The sequence below is a fragment of the Enterobacter genomosp. O genome, from assembly GCF_001022965.1.
In the GTDB taxonomy this organism is placed as follows: Bacteria; Pseudomonadota; Gammaproteobacteria; order Enterobacterales; family Enterobacteriaceae; genus Enterobacter; species Enterobacter cloacae_L.
Window position 1 is genome coordinate 779,324 of sequence record NZ_LECZ01000026.1, and the last position, 16,943, is coordinate 796,266.

Here is a 16,943-nt window from a genome sequence, read left to right on the forward strand (position 1 = left end):
TCGCCGGTTAGTTGTGAAGAGGCTTGTATGAAGAGGCGTAAGGTCTATAATGCCTTACGCACCTCAAAGCGGGCGTAGTTCAATGGTAGAACGAGAGCTTCCCAAGCTCTATACGAGGGTTCGATTCCCTTCGCCCGCTCCAGCTTCACGCTTACTACACTCAATTATTCCCAGAATCAATCAGCAGTCTCAGCATTCCACAACGAGATAACTATGTTACTGGTCTTTGGCGGTCTACCCGGCACCGGGAAATCAACCATTGCTCGCCGCCAGGCCTGGGGAGAGGTCGCGACCGAGAACGCCATAGGTCTCTATCTGGGTCAGCGTTCTGGCGATCGGTCGGCACGTCTGTTTAAAGGCCGTAACGCCCATAGCCTGTTCAATATCCCTACTGGTAAACACCGTTACCAGAGCAATAACTTTTTTTCATAGCATTTTCTTCCTGGTTTTAAGTAAGGATAGGCTGTTCCGGGTGTAGTATTGCCTGGAAAAATTTATAAGAAATATCAGACAGGGTCGGATAATAAAGTTTCTTTTTGATAGTATTAAATGCATTTCATTTAAGATTGTTGATGACTATTGCGAAGTGATTAGTTGAGTTCTTTATTTCAATCACCAGTATTTAGGTTCTTTTATTCTGCATGAATTTAAATTGCAAAATGCCCGACGCGATTTAAGATTTTTAATTCAATGAGATAAGCCAGCGTACGTCTTTGCTGGCCTGGATGGTGTGGACATGTTGGTTTGCGGAATAAGAACGCTTTCAGAAAGCGTGATTCAGCGGTAGCAGAGAAACACGGGGCGCTTTCCTACAGTAAACAGGAAGCTGTTCTTCCCCTGCGGCAGGACGGTATAGGTAATACTTTTCTCTGGGTATACGTAAAAATCTGGAAGCACTTCAGCCAGATCCTCATCAGAGACGGAATTATCGTTAAATATTTTATTCACTTTTACCGAGTAAAAATGAAGGGCGTCTTTGTTTTCAGTCCAGGTATAGGACACGTCCCGGCGAATTACCCCCTTAACCGTATCATCCTGAGCATAAGTCCCGTTTATTGATACCACGCCGGTTTGTGTTTCAAGCGAGTAAATGAAATCAAGCGTCACGTTGGCACGAACATTGTTGTGATAGAGAACAATGGATGCTGAACAGATCTCAGAGTTTTGCCTCTTTTCTGCCCACAGATGCAATAGCCATGAGATGAATAAGCCTGAGACAAAAAGCAGCAGGCAGGCGAGGGCAATCGTTTTTTTAGTCACTAGTTTTTCCACCGAAAATAGAGCGTGACGCACCGTGAGTTTTCTGAGGTTTCAAAAGGTTCTCTGCAAATTAATGCCGAAAGTGCAGGGGCAGTACTGGAAGAGAGGAAGTAAATCCACGGGTATTTTTTGCAATCCAGACCGGTCTGCAGGATCGTGTTTTTGGCTTTCGTAAAACCGCCCGTTTTTTTGATGTCATCATTTTGAGAGACAAAATGGCACTCATTCTCATTTCTTATGATGGTATAGTCGTTAAAAAAATCCCTTTCTGAATGTGGCGTCCACGGCAGATGGAACATGGATAAACCAAGGCCAAAGGAAAGCAATAGCAGAAGGGCAATGCGCGAGTTTTGCACCCATTTCCTGTTTACTGTGCCTGTCCCTGCCTTTGCTACGGATGCAGGTAATGCATTCGCCGTCATTTCAGGCTCAGGTATTAATGCTTCACCCGGTGACGGGTCGACAAACTGCTGTTCCGGCGGCTCTTCTTCGGTAGCGACTCTGGTCACCTTAACGCTGCTGTCAATCTGGAAACCCTTGCGTGGCACCGTGGACACGAGCGTTTCGTCGGCTTCTCCGACGGTGCGAAGCCCGCGACGAATGATAGATATGTTCTGATAAAGCGTATTTGTCGGAACGAGCATGCCGTCTTCAGCCCACACAAAGGTGAATAATTCTTTTTGCGTAACGACGTTGGGCCAGGATTCCAGTAATAGTGTTAAGCAACGGCTGGCCGGGGCGGTAATGATTACGCTCAGCTCGGGTTTGCTTACTGAGGCTAACGTGTTTTTTTCTGGATGGAACTTTATCCTGTCGTTAATTATCCAGAACATATATCAGTTACCGTCTCGAAAAGAGGATTTCACATTATTTAAGAATTATATCCTCAAAGTTTACATTGTCAAAGCCGTGCGTAAGCGTCTCAAAACATGTTTTAGCGTAGTTTTTTAGTCCTCTTTTCAGAATATCTTTCAATAAGGTCATTCGCAACCTGCTTCTACAGGGAAGGGCTGCGTATGCCCTGGCTGTAATAAATAGAGGCTGCAAGCGCACCGGAACGACGGAAGAGAAGGACATAATATAATATGAAATAGTGCGAAGGGTATTAAATGGCATTAATGTTAATTCTGTGATTTTATTTTAAAGGCTCTCGCTATTTAAATATTTTAACAGGGTCGTGCTGTTTGCTGAATTAAAATGTGAAGAATAAAAAGGCTGCATTACGCAGCCTTTATTATCAGTTTTTAGGGAACACCCACACATGCTTCTCAGGCAGCGAAAGATGGCAGTGCTGCGGGTCGCGAACCTCATGCCCATACGCGCGGATGACAAAATCATCTCCCACCGTGCGGAACAGGTACTCCCAGCGGTCGCCGAGATACATGCTGGTGAGCAGCGGCAGCTCAAGCTGATTTTCCCCAGGCCCCTCGACCACCGCCACGCGCTCGACGCGGATCACCGCCGTGGCTTCATCACCGCTCTGCACCCCTTCACCGGCCTGGCCCCACAGCACCCAGCCTTTTCCTTCGATACGCGCTCTGCCGTCGCGCACTTCGGTGACTTTGCCGTGCAGGCGGTTGTTGCTGCCCATAAACTCGGCGGTAAACAGCGTTTTTGGCGATCCGTACATCTCCTGCGGCGTGCCCTGTTGCTCAATTTTGCCGTTGTTCAGTAGCAGGATGCGGTCAGAAATGGACATCGCTTCGTTCTGGTCGTGCGTCACCATCAGCGCCGATAGCCCGAGCTTGATAATCAGCTCGCGCAGGAACACGCGGGCCTCTTCGCGCAGCTTGGCGTCGAGGTTTGAAAGCGGTTCGTCCAGCAAAATCACCGGCGGGTTGTAGACCAGCGCCCGGCCAATCGCTACGCGCTGCTGCTGCCCACCGGAGAGCTGGTGCGGGTGACGTTTGCCAAGATGGCCCAGACCAAGCTGGTCCAGCACGTCCTGCACGCGCTGCTGGATCTCTTTGGCCGGGACTTTGCGCAGCTTGAGCGGATAGGCCACGTTTTCAAAAACGGTTTTGTGCGGCCACAGGGCATAGGACTGGAACACCAGCCCCAGGTTACGCTCTTCCGCCGGGACCTCGCTGCGCGGCGTACCGTCGTAAACTTTATTTTTACCAATGACAATCGACCCCTGGGTCGGTTTTTCCAGGCCCGCGACGGCGCGCAGCAGGGTGGTTTTGCCGCTGCCGGAGGGGCCCAGCAGGGAGACCACTTCGCCGCGCTTCAGGTTCATGGAGACACCTTTTAAAACAGGATTGTCGCCGTAGGTTAAGTGCAGATCGTCAACCGCTAATTCAATCATGTATTTTGACTCCGAAACGAAGGGCAATGCCCAGACCTACCACGACCAGCAGGATGTTAATGAAAGAGAGCGCCGCCACGATATCGATGGCACCCGCCGCCCAGAGGGAAACCAGCATCGAGCCGATGGTTTCCGTGCCGGGTGAAAGCAGGTACACACCCGTTGAGTATTCGCGCTCAAAGATCAGGAACATCAGCAGCCACGAACCGATCAGACCGTAGCGGGAGAGCGGAATGGTGACGTGGCGGGTGATCTGCCCGCGCGTCGCCCCGGTGCTGCGCGCCGCCTCTTCAAGCTCCGGCGCCACCTGTAACAGCGTGGAAGAGATAAGCCTCAGGCCGTAAGCCATCCACACCACGGTATAGGCCAGCCAGACGCTGAAAATAGTGCTGCGAAGCGAGCGCAGCCAGACGATGAGGTTTTCGCGCATCCAGTCGGACCAGGCAAAGCCGGAAAGCCAGCCGGATTTCAGCGCGTTATCGAGCCACATCGGCAGGAACAGGAACACCCACAGGAACGCCAGACCCGCCAGCAGGCCGGGCACGGCGCGCGGCACCAGCACGCTGTAGTCGAGGAAACGCGTGGTGTTGTCCGGCTTGCGGTGCATGGCAATGCCGACAAACAGGTAGCACACCACGGCCAGCGCGCCGCCAATTACCCCAATCGCCATGGAGTTGACGATGGCGCGCAGCAGGTTGGGCTGGGACCAGATGGTGCGGAAGGTGTTCAGCGAAAGTTCATCCCACAGCGAAACGCCCACGCCCCAGTTGGAGATAAACGCGCGCAGCACCACGCCGAGCAGCGGAACGCCGATGGTCACGGTGAGCCAGAAGGCAATCACTCCGCCAGCCACCCAGCGCCATTTGCCCAGCGGTAGCGCGCGTGCCTGAGAAGCCTTCCCCTTCATGGTGACGAAGCGGTTGGCGGTGCGCATCAGGCGACGCTGGAGCATCACCAGAGGGATGGTGATGCAGATCAGCACCACGGCAACCGCCGCCATCAGGTTATAGGAAGGGGTACCCATCTTGTTCGTCAGCTTATAGAGATAGGTCGCCAGCACCATATTGCCTTCCGGGTCGCCGAGCACCAGCATCAGGCCGAACACCTCCAGCCCGAGGAAGAACAGCAGCACGGTGGCGTACAGAATGGACGGGCGTACCATCGGCAGGCTGACGGAGGACATTACCTGCCAGGGAGAGGCTCCCGCGGTACGCGCGGCCTCTTCCACATCGGAGCCCACGCTGCGCAGCGCTGACGAGATATACAGATAGGCGTGCGGCACGTGCGTCAGGCCGGCAATGACCACAATGCTCGACATGTCGTAGATATTCCACGGCACAAAGCCAATCAGCGCCTCAGCCCACTGGGAGAGAAAGCCCACCGGACCGGCGGCCACCACGTAGCCGAAGCCCAGCACCATCGGTGACACGAAAATTGGGACCAGGATCAGCGGCTCAATCAACCGGCGACCGGGCAGGTCGGTACGCACCATCAGGAAGGCCAGCACGCCGCCCAGCGGGATAGAGATAAAGACCAGCCCGAAAGCCAGAATAAAGCCGCTTTTCAGGGCCTTATAAAAATCAGGGTCAGTGAAAATAAAATCAAATGATTCAAAGCTCCACTCTTTTGACGGAGAAAAGAACGGGGCGGACAGGAAGCTCTGGATCACGATAAACGACAGCGGCGTGTAGATAACCAGGGCGGTTATCAGCACGACGATGCCTCGCGGCAGGCTTTGCCACTTTCTGCGTAATGTGTTCATGGGGTATCCCTGGTATTGCAGCCCAGATAAATGAACTCGGTCGATAAGGGAGCGCGGCGGCCTGCGCCGCGCTCAGACGCTTATTTGCCTGCGGCGGTACGCCACTCTTTGATGTACTCCAGGCGTTTTTTCGGCTGCAGGTAGTCCAGCAGCGTTTCATCAACCGGGATCGGCTTCAGCGCGTTGCCGAGGATTTTGGTCAGGCCGTCGATATCATTTTTCCCTTCGATATCGTTACGAATGGAGGGAATGTCCGCCTGATTGGCGAGAATGCTTTGCCCATGTTCAGACAGCACATAGTCCAGCCACAGTTTTGCCGCATTGCTGTTTTGCGATTGCTGGCTGATGAACGACACGCGCGACAGCACCAGGGTGTAATCTTTTGGATAGGAAATGCCGAGCGACGGATCGTTCTTCGCACGCGCTTCCGCATAAGAACCGAGGATATTAAAGCCGATCAGGTTTTCCCCGGAGGAGACGCGCTCCATCATGGTACCGGTAGACGACTGCACCGATAAGCCACCTTTGGCGACGTCGGCCAGGGTTTTAAAGTAATTAGGATCGGCATTGTGATCCTGGACCGAGAGCATAAAGCCCAGACCCGACTTTTCGATGTCGTAGGTGGTGACTTTGTTCTTGAATTTGTCCGTCTGGCTGGCAATCAGCTTCGCCAGCGCGGCGTGAGAATCCGGTACGTCACCGGCCGGGATCAGGCGCTTGTTGTAGATAAAGACCACCGGCTCATAGGTGGTGCCGTAGGCCTTATCTTTCCAGACCGCCCATTTCGGCAGCTGACTTTGCTCCGGAGATTTGTACTCCATGGCGTAGTCGGTGGCGAGCTTCAGGCCGGTGTCCATAGAGGAGCTCCAGACCACGTCGCCGCTCACGCCGCCGGAGGCCTGTTCGCTGATGAAACGGTTGTACAGCTCGGTGCTGTTCATATCGTTGTATTCAACTTTAATGCCCGGGTAGGTTTTTTCGAAGCCCTGGATCAGCGGCCCGGCAGCTTTGATGTCGGTGGTGGAGTAAATGACAACCTTGCCCTCTTTTGTCGCGGCATCGACAACCTTTTGATACTCGGCAGGATAACCCTGCGGCAGGGCAGACAGTGCAGAAGCAGAGAACAGTACGGTAGCGGTAATCAGAGAAATTCGGAATGTGTTCGACATTATAGTTAACCTTTTAGTTACATTTGAGGAACTAATTGTCAACATAGCGCAGTGCGCTCCGCCCACAATAGGGGGGAGCGGATAATGGTTCCGAAGTGTGATTGTCGCCGTCGTTTCAGCAATTAACACCATAAAATCCGCGAACGTTAGCCTACGAACGGTTGCAGATTACGGTTTATCGGGGGTTTTGCGGTATAACCTTCGCGGATGACCAATATTGCCATACAGCATTTCGACGCAAATTAACCCGCTCTCCACGCAGTATTCAAGATAGCGACGCCCCGTGGTTTTGCTGATCCCCACGCTTTCCACCACCTCTTCAACCGACATCGCACTGTCGGGACGATCGGCGAACAGGCGTTTAATCCGCTCCAGCGTCTGGGGCTCAATGCCCTTCGTCGACGGCGTAAGCGAGGACTCCGCGGCAGGCAGGTTAAACAGGCGATCCAGCGCATGCTGATCGACCACCTTCACCTGCTGCACGGTGTGGATGAAGCGCATAAACCGCTCCAGCGAGGCGTGCAGACGCTGGAAAAAGACGGGCTTAATCAGATAGTCAAACGCGCCGCTGCGCATGGCGTGGCTGCAGGTCTGCATATCGCTGGCGGCGGTGATGAAGATCACCGAGCATTCATAGCTTTTCAGCAGCGGATTATCGATTAATTCCACTCCCTTGCCGTCCGGGAGATAGTTATCCAGTAGGATAAGCCGCGGCTGATATTGGCGGATCAGGCTGTGCGCCTGTTCGATTGACGCGGCGATGCCCACCACGCGTAAATGAAAATTCTGCTCGATATACTCGCGATGCAGCTCCGCCAGGTGCGGCTCATCCTCAACGATCACAACATCAAGTGCTCGGGTCATGCTTTAGCCCATTCGGAATAAACACAGAAAAAATAGTCCCTTGTGGCGTGTTGTCGGCAATCTCAATGCTGCCGCCGGCCTTATCGATATATCCTGCCACCAGAAACAGGCCAATACCGTGCTCGGTACCCACAATGTCGTTTTCACTTTCTGGCTTGCTGCTAAATCCCTGGCGGAAAATATGCGGCTTCATCGCATCCTCCACCCCGCAGCCCCGGTCGGCCACCTCGATCAGCAGCTCCTGGTTACGGTCAGAAATGTAGAGTTCTACCGGCGCGGGGACCGGTGCGTTGAGGGTCGCATCCACGGCGTTATCCAGCAAATTACCGATAACCGACATCAGCTCCGTTTCATTGAGCGCAGCAGGCATGCGGATAAGCTGGCAGGCGGGATCAAACAGCAGCTCAATGCCTTTTTCACGCGCGCTGACGTATTTTCCGAGCAGCAGCCCGCACAGCGCGGGGGAGACAAAGCGGGCAGAGACAAAATCCAGCACGCGCTGCGCGCCTTCTGACTGCACCTGAATGTAGCGGATCGCCTCGTCATAGTGTTTCATCTGCAGCAGCCCCACCAGCGTGGCGGTCCAGTTCAGCTGTTCGTGGCGCATAATGCGCAGGTTATCCGCATAGCGCTTGATCTGACTAAGCTGGCTGCTGAGCGTGTTAATGTCGTTTTTGTCGCGAAAGCTATACACCCAGCCGCTTTCAACGCCGGGCTCGACCTCAATCGCGACGCGGTTGACGATCACCTCCCGCTGGTTCAGCACGGCAATCTGGTCGTGGCTGCCACTGCTCACCGAGGCGTAGCGCTGGGATAAAAACCCCGGCGACGTCTGCAGAACGTCTTCCAGCGGTTTGCCGATAAGGTCATTCTCACTTTGCCGAATATCCAGCATCTCTCGCGCGGCGCGGTTTATTAGAATCAGTTGCTTCTCCTGATTGACGGCAAATACCCCTTCGTACATGGCTTCTAATAGCGCCCTTTGCTGCAACACCAGCTGAGCGATATCTTTTGGCTCAAGCCGGAACATCTGTTTTTTGAGATTGCGGGTAAACAGCCAGGAGAAAATAAACAGCAGTAGCAGAAGCGCAATGCCGTACAGCCCGGACTGCCAGAGTATGCGGGCGTTAATATTGGCAATATACGACGTCAGATAGCCGACCGAGACAATGCCAATTACCTGATGCTGCGCGTTAAATATCGGGGCTTTGCTGCGCAGCGACACGCCAATTCCGCCCTGACGTACGGAGATAATGGTTTTGCCTTTTAACACCTCCGCGTTATCCCCGCCGATCATCGGTAAATTAATGCGCTCCGGAGATTCCGAGTGATAAAGGTGCTGCTCGCGCGTATCGCCAATCACAATATAGCTGGCATCGCTTTCGGCGCGCAGCGGCTGAATTAACCGGGCTATCCCCGGAATATCTCTGGCCGCTACCATGGCCGCCAGGCCCGGCATCAGCGCGATCTGGCTAGCCTGAACCCGGGCGCGCTGGCCGAGATCGTGATGAAGCTGCCGGTCAATAAAATGAAACAGGATCGTTCCCAGCAGAACTAACAGCAGGCAAGAGAAGCACACCAGCGCTAAAAATAGCTTTACCTGAAAAGAGAGTCTGCGTTTCATTCAACCTGCGATAGCTTTATAAGTGACACATTTGCGGAGCCTGACATGGGCTCATAGCGGACGCAATCCGGCGAGAAAAGAGTTGTGACCTGGCTTTTCGTTTTCGGCGTTATAGATATCAGGATCCCGTAAGGCTATGCTTCATTCAGCACGATAATAATTACAGAGGCAATGTCATGGATAAAGAGCTACTGGATGCGGGCTACCGGGCCTATACCGGCGAGAAAATTGACGTTTACTTCAACACCGGGATCTGCAAACACTCGGGTAACTGCGTGCGTGGGAGCGCAAAGCTGTTTAATCTGAAGCGTAAACCGTGGATTATTCCCGATGAAGTGGACGTTGAAACGGTTGTACGCGTGATTGATACCTGCCCGAGCGGTGCGCTGAAGTATCGCCAAAAATAAGCGAGGAACCATGGATATTCTGGAAGGCCATAATAAGTTTTACGTGAATGATGCGAACGGCAACCAGGTCGCGGAGATTGTCTTCGTGCCGACCGGCGAGCATCTGAGCATTATCGAGCACACCGATGTGGATGAGAGCCTGAAAGGGCAGGGCGTCGGTAAACAGCTGGTGGCGAAAGTGGTGGAGAAGATGCGCGGTGAGAACCGTAAAATTATCCCGCTGTGCCCGTTCGCGAAACATGAATTTGATAAAACGCGGGAATATGACGATATTCGGGCGTAAATAACACCGGCGATGGCCGGTGTTTTTTTATCTCACCTGCTCAAACAGCAATACCAGCGCGATCAGCACCATCAACCCTCCCGATGCCCTGCTCACCAGCCGCGCCGCCTGTGGCCGAGTCGCCAGCACCGCTTTCGAACCATACCCCACCAGCAGGTAGACCAGGGTACAGGTAATAAGATGCATTATCCCAAGCGCAGACATCTGCGTTGCTATCGACCAGCTTCCGGTCGGGTCTGTAAATTGCGGAAGCAGGGCCAGGAACAGCAAAAAAACTTTCGGGTTTAGGCCGCTAATGCAGAGCCCTTTCATCGCCCACTGCGTCCAGTTTCCCGCGTGTTGGGTGGCCTTTTCCGGTGCGGCCGGGTGTCGCAGCAACGTTATGCCAAGCCACAGCAGATACAGGGCTCCCGCCACGGTCAGCCCGGCTAACGCCAGCGGATGTTGGGCAATCAATACCCCCACGCCTGCCACCACAATCAGCGTGGCTAATAGATGCCCGGACATAAGCCCCATCACCGCCGGGACCACGCGGCGCCCGTTAATCCCGGCGCTAATGGCGTAGGCCCAGTCGGCTCCCGGGGTCATGATGAGCAGAAAAGAAACCACCCAAAAGCCGGCCACAATACTCATTTCCATCGTCCTGAAAACTCCCGCAGTGCGTCAAACGTTGCGAAAAAGAATATCGCTAACACTGCGAAATAGGCTTTCAATGTTATGCTCATAACACGGTGAAATTGAGAAAATCTTCCACATGGATAGCATCGATCGAAAAATTCTTGCTGAGCTGCAGTCTGATGGCCGCCTGTCGCTTACCGAGCTGGCTGAACGGGTGAATCTGAGCCTGTCGCCGTGCCATCGTCGCGTGCGGGCGCTGGAGCAAAGCGGGGCTATAACGGGATACCGTGCCAGCCTGGACCCCGCCAAAATGGGGTTTAACTTCCTGGCGATAGTGTTTGCGACTCTGAAAGAGGGTGACCGCAAGGCGGTTAGCGCGTTTGAAGAAGCGGTGGAGGAGATCCCGCAGATCGTGCTGGCCCAGCGCCTGTTTGGCGATCCTGACTATCTGATGCACGTCGTGACCCGTGACCTTCCCGCTTTCCAGAAGCTTTACGACGAGAAGCTCTCCGCCATGCCCGGCGTGCAGCATCTTCGCTCTACGCTTGTTATGAAAACGGTGGTGCAGGACAGGCCTTTTCCGCTGTAATGGCCTGCCCGGCAGAGCGCCGGACAGGAAAGGGAATTAGCCGACAAACATCACCGACACGCACAGCACGCCGACGATCAGCGTCAGCAGGTTGCCAATGGAGCGGTACTGTTTCAGTGAGGGAATGAGATACGTCGACAGCGTCGGCATGATGAACAGGATCATGGCGATAAGCGGGCCGCTGATGGCGTAAATCATCGAAATGGCGTTCGGGTTAATGCAGCAGACCGCAAAGGTGATTAACGACACCCCCATAATGGAAATCGCGCGGTTAAAGGCGCGGCTCTTTTTCACACCCACCTGATTGAGCGACGACTTCACGATCTCCGTTGCCCCTTCAATCACCCCAAAATAGGTGCCAAGGAACGATTTCGACATCGCAATAATCGCCACGATAATTCCGGAAATGCCCAGCCAGGCCGGAGAAGAGGGCATCATCGACAGCGCCGACAGGATCGTGACCCCTTCCTCTTTGGCGGCCACAATGTACGAAGGCGGGATAGAGAGCAGGCAGCTGAAGACGAAGAACAGCACGCTCAGGCAGATAATCAGGTACGCCACCTTCATGATTTTCTTGCATTTAGCCATGGCCTCGTCCCCGAACTTCTCGCGGCGGTCAACGGCGAACGTCGAGATAATCGGGGTATGGCTGAACGCGAACACCATCACCGGAATCGAAATCCACACCTGATGCAGGGTATGGCGATCGAACGCCATCTGGCTGGTGAGCAGCGAGGGCTGCCAGCTGCCGGTCAGATAGAGCGAAACAAACAGGAAATAGGCAATCAGCGGAAACACCAGGAAGCCCATCACTTTTATCGTGATATGCCGCCCCATCAGGAAGATCAGGTTCAGGACCAGCACCACGCCAAGGCTGACCAGCACGCGAACGGTGGTGTCTACCGTCAGGTGTTTCGCCAGCTGTTCCGTTAACGAGTTGGTGATGGCCACCGCATAAATCTGCACCACCACAAAGAAGGCGATGAAATAGAGCGTGGTGATCAGATTGCCAATCTTCCTGCCGTAGTAATGCGAGACGGCACCCGTGATCCCTTCATTGCCTTTTGTTTTTGACGACAGGATAAATTGCGCCAGCGCCCGGTGCGGCCAGTAGGTTAATGGGTAGGCCACAAGGGCGGTAATAAACAGGACAATAGCGCCTGCGGAGCCCAGCTGGATGGGCAGGAAAAGCGTTCCTGCGCCCACGGCCGTGCCGTAGAGAGCGAAACTCCAGAGAGTCTCATCTTTTGACCAAATTTTCGACATTAGAGCAACGTTTCAACTATCAAACCAACAGAATGGAGTGCAATTTACCATAGTTATGCGTGGAGAGCGCAGTTGCTTCGAAGGGGACTGGCCGGAACGGGCGTCCGGCCAGAGGAGGTTTAGCCTGCCAGGGCGCGTCGTTGCTGGCGACGCTTAAGGAATTTCTCGCGCAGGCTATCGTACGCCCAGTTGTAGAACATGGTGTACGGCAGGAAGAACAGGAAGAAACCTATTTCCAGTGTGAATGCCTGAAGCAGCGTGACGCCCAGCACGGCGGCAACAATCGACACGCCAATCACAATAAAGCCGCATTCGAACCCCAGCGCATGCAGCGCACGCACTTTTGCCGTCCGTTTTACGCGCTGAACCGGCCAGAAACGGTCGAAGCCGAAGTTATAAATGATGTTCCAGACCATGGCCGTGGTGGCCAGGATAATAGTCAACCCACCCATCTCAACTACGGAACGCTGCATAAGCCACGCCGCCGTGGGGGCGAGTATTGCCGTCGCGATCCCTTCGAAGCAGACAGCGTGAAAGATCCGCTCCGGTAGTTTACGTTGGAGTGCATCCTGATGTTGCATAGTGATAGACCTCATTAATTCGCCGATGTGGGCGTTGATGTAGCCTATTTTCATCGCTAAAGCTGATATATTAAAGATAGTATCCATCGCTAAAGTAGATAGGTTATGCGCTATTCACCCGAAGCCCTTACCGCCTTTGTTGAGACCGTTGCGGCCGGATCTTTTTCGGCTGCCGCACGCCGGCTGCGTAAAAGCCAGTCGACGATCAGCACGTCCATTGCCAATCTTGAAGCCGACCTGGGATTCGAGCTGTTTGACCGCTCAGCGCGTCAGCCGGTGTTAACGGCCCAGGGGGAACAGGTGCTGGGCTACGTGCAGGCCATCCTTGCCGCCAGCACGCGGCTGGATGAGCTGGCGGTGTCGCTCACGGCGCAAACGGAGGCGCGTCTGACGTTTGTCCTTTCCGATACCCTCAACCCGGACGTGCTGGAAGAGATGATGAAACAGTTTGACGCGCGCTTTCCCCATACGGAATTCGAATGTCTGATTGGCGAGGAGGAGGACGTGATCGACCTGCTGCAAAAGGAGCGAGCGCAGATTGGTCTGACGGAGGCGCGAGACGGCTACCCCACCGATATTGGCGCCACCCGGCTGCCGATGCAGACCCGCATGGCAGTCTATGTCGCGACCACGCACCCGCTGGCCGGACAAGATGACGTTCAGCATGACGAGCTCCATGCCTGGCGTGAGCTGCGGCTTAGCACCTATCTTGAGCGCGAGGCTGAAATCGCGCGCGGGCCCGTCTGGTCAGCACCGAATTACCTGTTACTCTTGAGTATGGCGGTACAGGGATTTGGCTGGTGCGTGTTACCGTGCGCGCTGGTGGATGAATTTGCCGCCGCGAAATCCCTGGTACAGCTCAATGTGCCAGGCTGGCCGCGGGCGATCGGCATCGATCTGCTGTGGAATAAACGATCCCCTCCCGGCGTGGCCGGAAGCTGGCTGCGGCAGTATCTGCAGGATGCGCGCTGATCCTTGTGATTAAACTCACTATTTTTAAACAATTAAGATAATTGCCAGTAACAATCCTCTACTATCGTCATGTCATTTAACACAGAGGTCGTGATGAAAGATGTCGTAATAGTGGGTGCGTTGCGTACAGCTATCGGCTGTTTTCAGGGAGCGCTTGCGCGTCACTCGGCGGTTGACCTGGGAAGCGTGGTGGTGAAAGCGCTGGTGGAACGCAGCGGGATCGCAGCCCATGAAGTGGATGAGGTGATCCTGGGACAGGTGCTCACGGCCGGTGCCGGGCAAAACCCTGCGCGCCAGGCGGCGCTCAAGGGCGGGCTGCCCAATACCGTTTCCGCCATAACCATCAACGACGTCTGTGGGTCAGGATTAAAAGCGCTGCATCTCGCCACGCAGGCCATTCAGTGCGGTGAAGCGGATGTGGTCATCGCCGGCGGACAGGAGAATATGAGCCGCGCGCCGCACGTATTGACCGACAGCCGTACCGGCGCGCAGCTGGGCAACAGCCAGCTGCTCGACAGCCTGGTGCATGACGGGCTGTGGGATGCGTTCAACGACTACCATATGGGCGTGACGGCGGAAAACCTGGCGCGCGAGTACGGCATCAGCCGTGAGCTGCAGGACGCGTATGCGCTAAGCTCGCAGCAAAAAGCGCGTGCGGCGATAGATTCCGGTCGTTTTCGCGACGAAATTGTCCCGGTCAGCACCCGGCGTCAGAGCGGCGAAGTTATCGTCGTGGACACCGATGAACAGCCGCGCACCGACGCCAGCGCTGAAGGCCTGGCGAGGCTGAATCCGGCTTTTGAAACGCAGGGCTCGGTCACGGCGGGAAATGCCTCTTCTATTAACGACGGCGCTGCGGCCGTCATGATGATGAGCGAAAGCAAAGCCCTCGAACTCGACCTTCCCGTATTAGCCCGCATTAAGGCCTTCGCCAGCGTGGGGGTTGATCCTGCGCTAATGGGGATTGCGCCGGTCTACGCGACGCGCCGCTGCCTGGATCGTGCGGGGTGGCAGCTTGCTGATGTGGATCTGATTGAGGTGAACGAAGCCTTTGCCGCGCAGGCGATCTCGGTCGGCAAAATGCTGGAGTGGGATCCGCTGCGGGTCAACGTTAACGGTGGGGCGATTGCGCTGGGACATCCTATCGGCGCGTCCGGGTGCCGAATCCTGGTTTCGCTGGTTCACGAAATGAAAAAACGCAACGCCCGTAAAGGGATTGCCACCCTCTGTATAGGCGGTGGGCAAGGGGTGGCGCTGGCCATCGAACGTTAATCTTTCCTCACTAAAAAAACCTCCTTCGGGAGGTTTTTTTTATCGTGCTCTTTTTCTCCCGGCGGTTATACCGTGATCCGCACATCATTTTCGCGATAAACAAAAATAAAAATGAAACGTTGTTTTAAATATAATTGAAAAGCCCACTTTATGCCGATAGTATGTGTTCAATACGAAAAACGGAACGCTGTTTCGTTTATTTTCTGCCTTCGGGCATGACCACATCTGGAGGTTACCGTGGACGTCAGAGAAAGCATCCACAGTGCGCACGCCAAAACGCTGGATACTCAGGGGCTGCGCAATGCGTTTTTAGTCGAGCAGGTGTTCGAGGCCGATAAGTACACCATGGTTTATAGCCATATCGACCGCATTATCGTGGGCGGGATTATGCCCGTCGCGAAAGCCGTCTCCGTGGGCGGCGAAGTCGGTAAACAGCTGGGGGTAAGCTATTTCCTCGAGCGTCGCGAGCTCGGCGTGATTAACATCGGCGGGCCGGGCACCATCACCGTGGACGGACAGTGCTATGAGATTGGTCATCGCGAGGCGTTGTACGTGGGTAAAGGTGCGAAAGACGTGGTCTTTGCCAGCATCGACGGCAGCAGGCCTGCGAAGTTTTACTACAACTGCGCGCCGGCTCACGTCACCTTTCCAACCAAAAAAGTGACCCCGGCAGACGTCGCGCCCGTCACGCTTGGCGACAACCTCACCAGCAACCGCCGCACCATCAATAAGTACTTCGTGCCAGACGTGCTGGAGACCTGCCAGCTCAGCATGGGGTTGACCGAACTTGCGCCGGGCAACCTGTGGAACACCATGCCGTGCCATACCCACGAGCGCCGGATGGAAGTCTACTTCTACTTCAACATGGAAGAGGACGCCTGCGTGTTCCACATGATGGGACAACCGCAGGAAACGCGCCATATCGTGATGCACAACGAGCAGGCGGTGATTTCGCCGAGCTGGTCCATTCACTCCGGCGTAGGGACGAAAGCCTATACCTTTATCTGGGGGATGGTGGGGGAAAACCAGGTCTTTGATGACATGGACCACGTTGCAGTCAGCGATCTGCGCTAGTCGCGGGCGGTGAAGTAAAAACCTGCCTGTGAGTGACAGGCTCTCAAAGAGTAAGGAACAAACATGATTCTGGATTCATTCTCTCTGCAGGGTAAAGTGGCCGTGGTTTCCGGGTGTGACACCGGGCTGGGGCAGGGGATGGCGTTAGGCCTGGCGGAAGCGGGCTGCGATATCGTGGGTATCAACATTGTTGAGCCAACGGAAACCATCGAGCGTGTGACCGCGCTGGGCCGCCGTTTCCTGAGCCTGACCGCTGACCTGCGTAAAATCGACGCCATTCCTGAACTGCTGGATCGCGCGGTGGCTGAATTTGGTCATATCGACATTCTGGTGAACAATGCCGGGCTGATTCGCCGCGAAGATGCGATCAGCTTCAGCGAGCGCGACTGGGACGACGTGATGGATTTGAACATCAAGAGCGTATTTTTTATGTCCCAGGCGGCGGCAAAGCATTTTATTGCCCAGGGGAAAGGCGGCAAGATCGTTAATATTGCCTCCATGCTCTCGTTCCAGGGCGGAATCCGCGTGCCGTCTTATACCGCGTCCAAAAGCGCAGTAATGGGCGTGACTCGCCTGCTGGCGAACGAATGGGCGAAGCATAATATCAATGTGAATGCCATTGCACCGGGCTACATGGCGACCAACAACACGCAGCAGCTGCGCGCCGACGAGCAGCGCAGCGCGGAAATCCTCGACCGCATTCCGGCGGGGCGCTGGGGCCTCCCACGCGATCTGATGGGGCCAGTGGTCTTTCTGGCCTCATCGGCATCGGACTATATCAACGGCTACACCGTGGCAGTTGATGGCGGCTGGCTGGCGCGGTAGCCCGTTTCGGTCAAATACCTCTGCTTTCGGGCGGAGGTTTTTTTTGCTCAAAAATTGTCAAAGTCCATA

General features: G+C 54.8%; 18 protein-coding genes and 1 tRNA gene. 9 read left to right on the forward strand and 10 right to left on the reverse strand.

Features of this window, described 5'->3' with window-relative positions; all coding sequences use genetic code 11:
• The first annotated feature begins 68 nt into the window (after positions 1 to 68).
• Positions 69 to 142, forward strand: a tRNA-Gly gene (locus ABR39_RS17505).
• A 71-nt stretch (positions 143 to 213) separates the two neighbouring features.
• Positions 214 to 432, forward strand: coding sequence for a hypothetical protein (locus ABR39_RS17510; RefSeq protein ID WP_047347954.1), 219 nt, complete (start codon positions 214 to 216; stop codon positions 430 to 432).
• Between the two features lie 345 nt (positions 433 to 777).
• On the opposite strand, the gene ABR39_RS17515 is transcribed toward ABR39_RS17510, so the two are convergent.
• From ABR39_RS17515 to ABR39_RS17545, 7 genes are all read right to left on the reverse strand, one after another.
• Positions 778 to 1,260, reverse strand: coding sequence for a hypothetical protein (locus ABR39_RS17515; protein ID WP_047347955.1), 483 nt, complete (start codon positions 1,258 to 1,260; stop codon positions 778 to 780).
• The gene (locus ABR39_RS17520; protein WP_047347956.1) at positions 1,260 to 2,093 is read right to left on the reverse strand and encodes a winged helix-turn-helix domain-containing protein; all 834 of its coding nucleotides are present in this window, start codon (positions 2,091 to 2,093) and stop codon (positions 1,260 to 1,262) included. The genes ABR39_RS17515 and ABR39_RS17520 overlap by 1 nt, the downstream gene beginning before the upstream one ends.
• Positions 2,094 to 2,497: 404 nt before the next feature.
• Entirely contained in the window at positions 2,498 to 3,568 is a 1,071-nt protein-coding gene (locus ABR39_RS17525; protein WP_047347957.1) for an ABC transporter ATP-binding protein, read from the reverse strand.
• A complete protein-coding gene (locus ABR39_RS17530) occupies positions 3,561 to 5,330 on the reverse strand; it encodes an ABC transporter permease (RefSeq protein WP_047347958.1) in 1,770 nt (589 codons plus the stop codon). Before ABR39_RS17530 ends, ABR39_RS17525 begins: the two co-directional genes overlap by 8 nt.
• A gap of 80 nt (positions 5,331 to 5,410) precedes the next feature.
• Positions 5,411 to 6,499, reverse strand: coding sequence for an ABC transporter substrate-binding protein (locus ABR39_RS17535; RefSeq protein ID WP_047347959.1), 1,089 nt, complete (start codon positions 6,497 to 6,499; stop codon positions 5,411 to 5,413).
• Positions 6,500 to 6,667: 168 nt separating this feature from the next.
• On the reverse strand, positions 6,668 to 7,363 hold the full coding sequence (locus tag ABR39_RS17540) for a response regulator (RefSeq protein ID WP_047347960.1): 696 nt from the start codon (positions 7,361 to 7,363) through the stop codon (positions 6,668 to 6,670).
• Positions 7,347 to 8,987, reverse strand: coding sequence for an ATP-binding protein (locus ABR39_RS17545; protein WP_047347961.1), 1,641 nt, complete (start codon positions 8,985 to 8,987; stop codon positions 7,347 to 7,349). Before ABR39_RS17545 ends, ABR39_RS17540 begins: the two co-directional genes overlap by 17 nt.
• Before the next feature lie 176 nt (positions 8,988 to 9,163).
• On the opposite strand from ABR39_RS17545, the gene yjdI reads away from it, so the two are divergent.
• Positions 9,164 to 9,394 carry a 4Fe-4S mono-cluster protein YjdI gene (gene yjdI / locus ABR39_RS17550; protein WP_008499689.1) on the forward strand — a complete coding sequence of 77 codons (231 nt, stop codon included), beginning with the start codon at positions 9,164 to 9,166 and terminating at the stop codon, positions 9,392 to 9,394.
• A gap of 10 nt (positions 9,395 to 9,404) precedes the next feature.
• On the forward strand, positions 9,405 to 9,677 hold the full coding sequence (locus ABR39_RS17555) for a GNAT family N-acetyltransferase (RefSeq protein WP_008499687.1): 273 nt from the start codon (positions 9,405 to 9,407) through the stop codon (positions 9,675 to 9,677).
• 27 nt (positions 9,678 to 9,704) lie between these two features.
• Here ABR39_RS17555 and ABR39_RS17560 read toward each other — a convergent pair whose 3' ends face one another.
• Complete coding sequence (locus tag ABR39_RS17560) at positions 9,705 to 10,316, reverse strand: LysE family translocator (RefSeq protein ID WP_047347962.1); 612 nt, start codon at positions 10,314 to 10,316, stop codon at positions 9,705 to 9,707.
• A gap of 115 nt (positions 10,317 to 10,431) precedes the next feature.
• On the opposite strand from ABR39_RS17560, the gene ABR39_RS17565 reads away from it, so the two are divergent.
• Positions 10,432 to 10,884, forward strand: a complete 453-nt coding sequence (locus tag ABR39_RS17565; protein WP_047347963.1) for an Lrp/AsnC family transcriptional regulator — start codon at positions 10,432 to 10,434, stop codon at positions 10,882 to 10,884.
• Between the two features lie 36 nt (positions 10,885 to 10,920).
• Here the strand turns inward: ABR39_RS17565 and ABR39_RS17570 are convergent, their stop codons facing one another.
• Positions 10,921 to 12,150, reverse strand: a complete 1,230-nt coding sequence (locus ABR39_RS17570) for an amino acid permease (RefSeq protein WP_047347964.1) — start codon at positions 12,148 to 12,150, stop codon at positions 10,921 to 10,923.
• A gap of 119 nt (positions 12,151 to 12,269) precedes the next feature.
• Positions 12,270 to 12,731 carry a multidrug/biocide efflux PACE transporter gene (locus tag ABR39_RS17575; RefSeq protein ID WP_047347965.1) on the reverse strand — a complete coding sequence of 154 codons (462 nt, stop codon included), beginning with the start codon at positions 12,729 to 12,731 and terminating at the stop codon, positions 12,270 to 12,272.
• A gap of 105 nt (positions 12,732 to 12,836) precedes the next feature.
• Here ABR39_RS17575 and ABR39_RS17580 point away from each other — a divergent pair, with 105 nt between their 5' ends.
• From ABR39_RS17580 to kduD, 4 genes are all read left to right on the forward strand, one after another.
• Positions 12,837 to 13,703, forward strand: a complete 867-nt coding sequence (locus tag ABR39_RS17580; RefSeq protein ID WP_047347966.1) for a LysR family transcriptional regulator — start codon at positions 12,837 to 12,839, stop codon at positions 13,701 to 13,703.
• A 93-nt stretch (positions 13,704 to 13,796) separates the two neighbouring features.
• The gene (locus ABR39_RS17585) at positions 13,797 to 14,975 is read left to right on the forward strand and encodes an acetyl-CoA C-acetyltransferase (RefSeq protein WP_047347967.1); all 1,179 of its coding nucleotides are present in this window, start codon (positions 13,797 to 13,799) and stop codon (positions 14,973 to 14,975) included.
• 237 nt (positions 14,976 to 15,212) lie between these two features.
• Positions 15,213 to 16,049, forward strand: a complete 837-nt coding sequence (kduI, locus tag ABR39_RS17590) for a 5-dehydro-4-deoxy-D-glucuronate isomerase (RefSeq protein WP_047347968.1) — start codon at positions 15,213 to 15,215, stop codon at positions 16,047 to 16,049.
• A gap of 63 nt (positions 16,050 to 16,112) precedes the next feature.
• Positions 16,113 to 16,874, forward strand: coding sequence for a 2-dehydro-3-deoxy-D-gluconate 5-dehydrogenase KduD (kduD, locus tag ABR39_RS17595; RefSeq protein WP_047347969.1), 762 nt, complete (start codon positions 16,113 to 16,115; stop codon positions 16,872 to 16,874).
• The last annotated feature ends 69 nt before the right edge of the window (positions 16,875 to 16,943 follow it).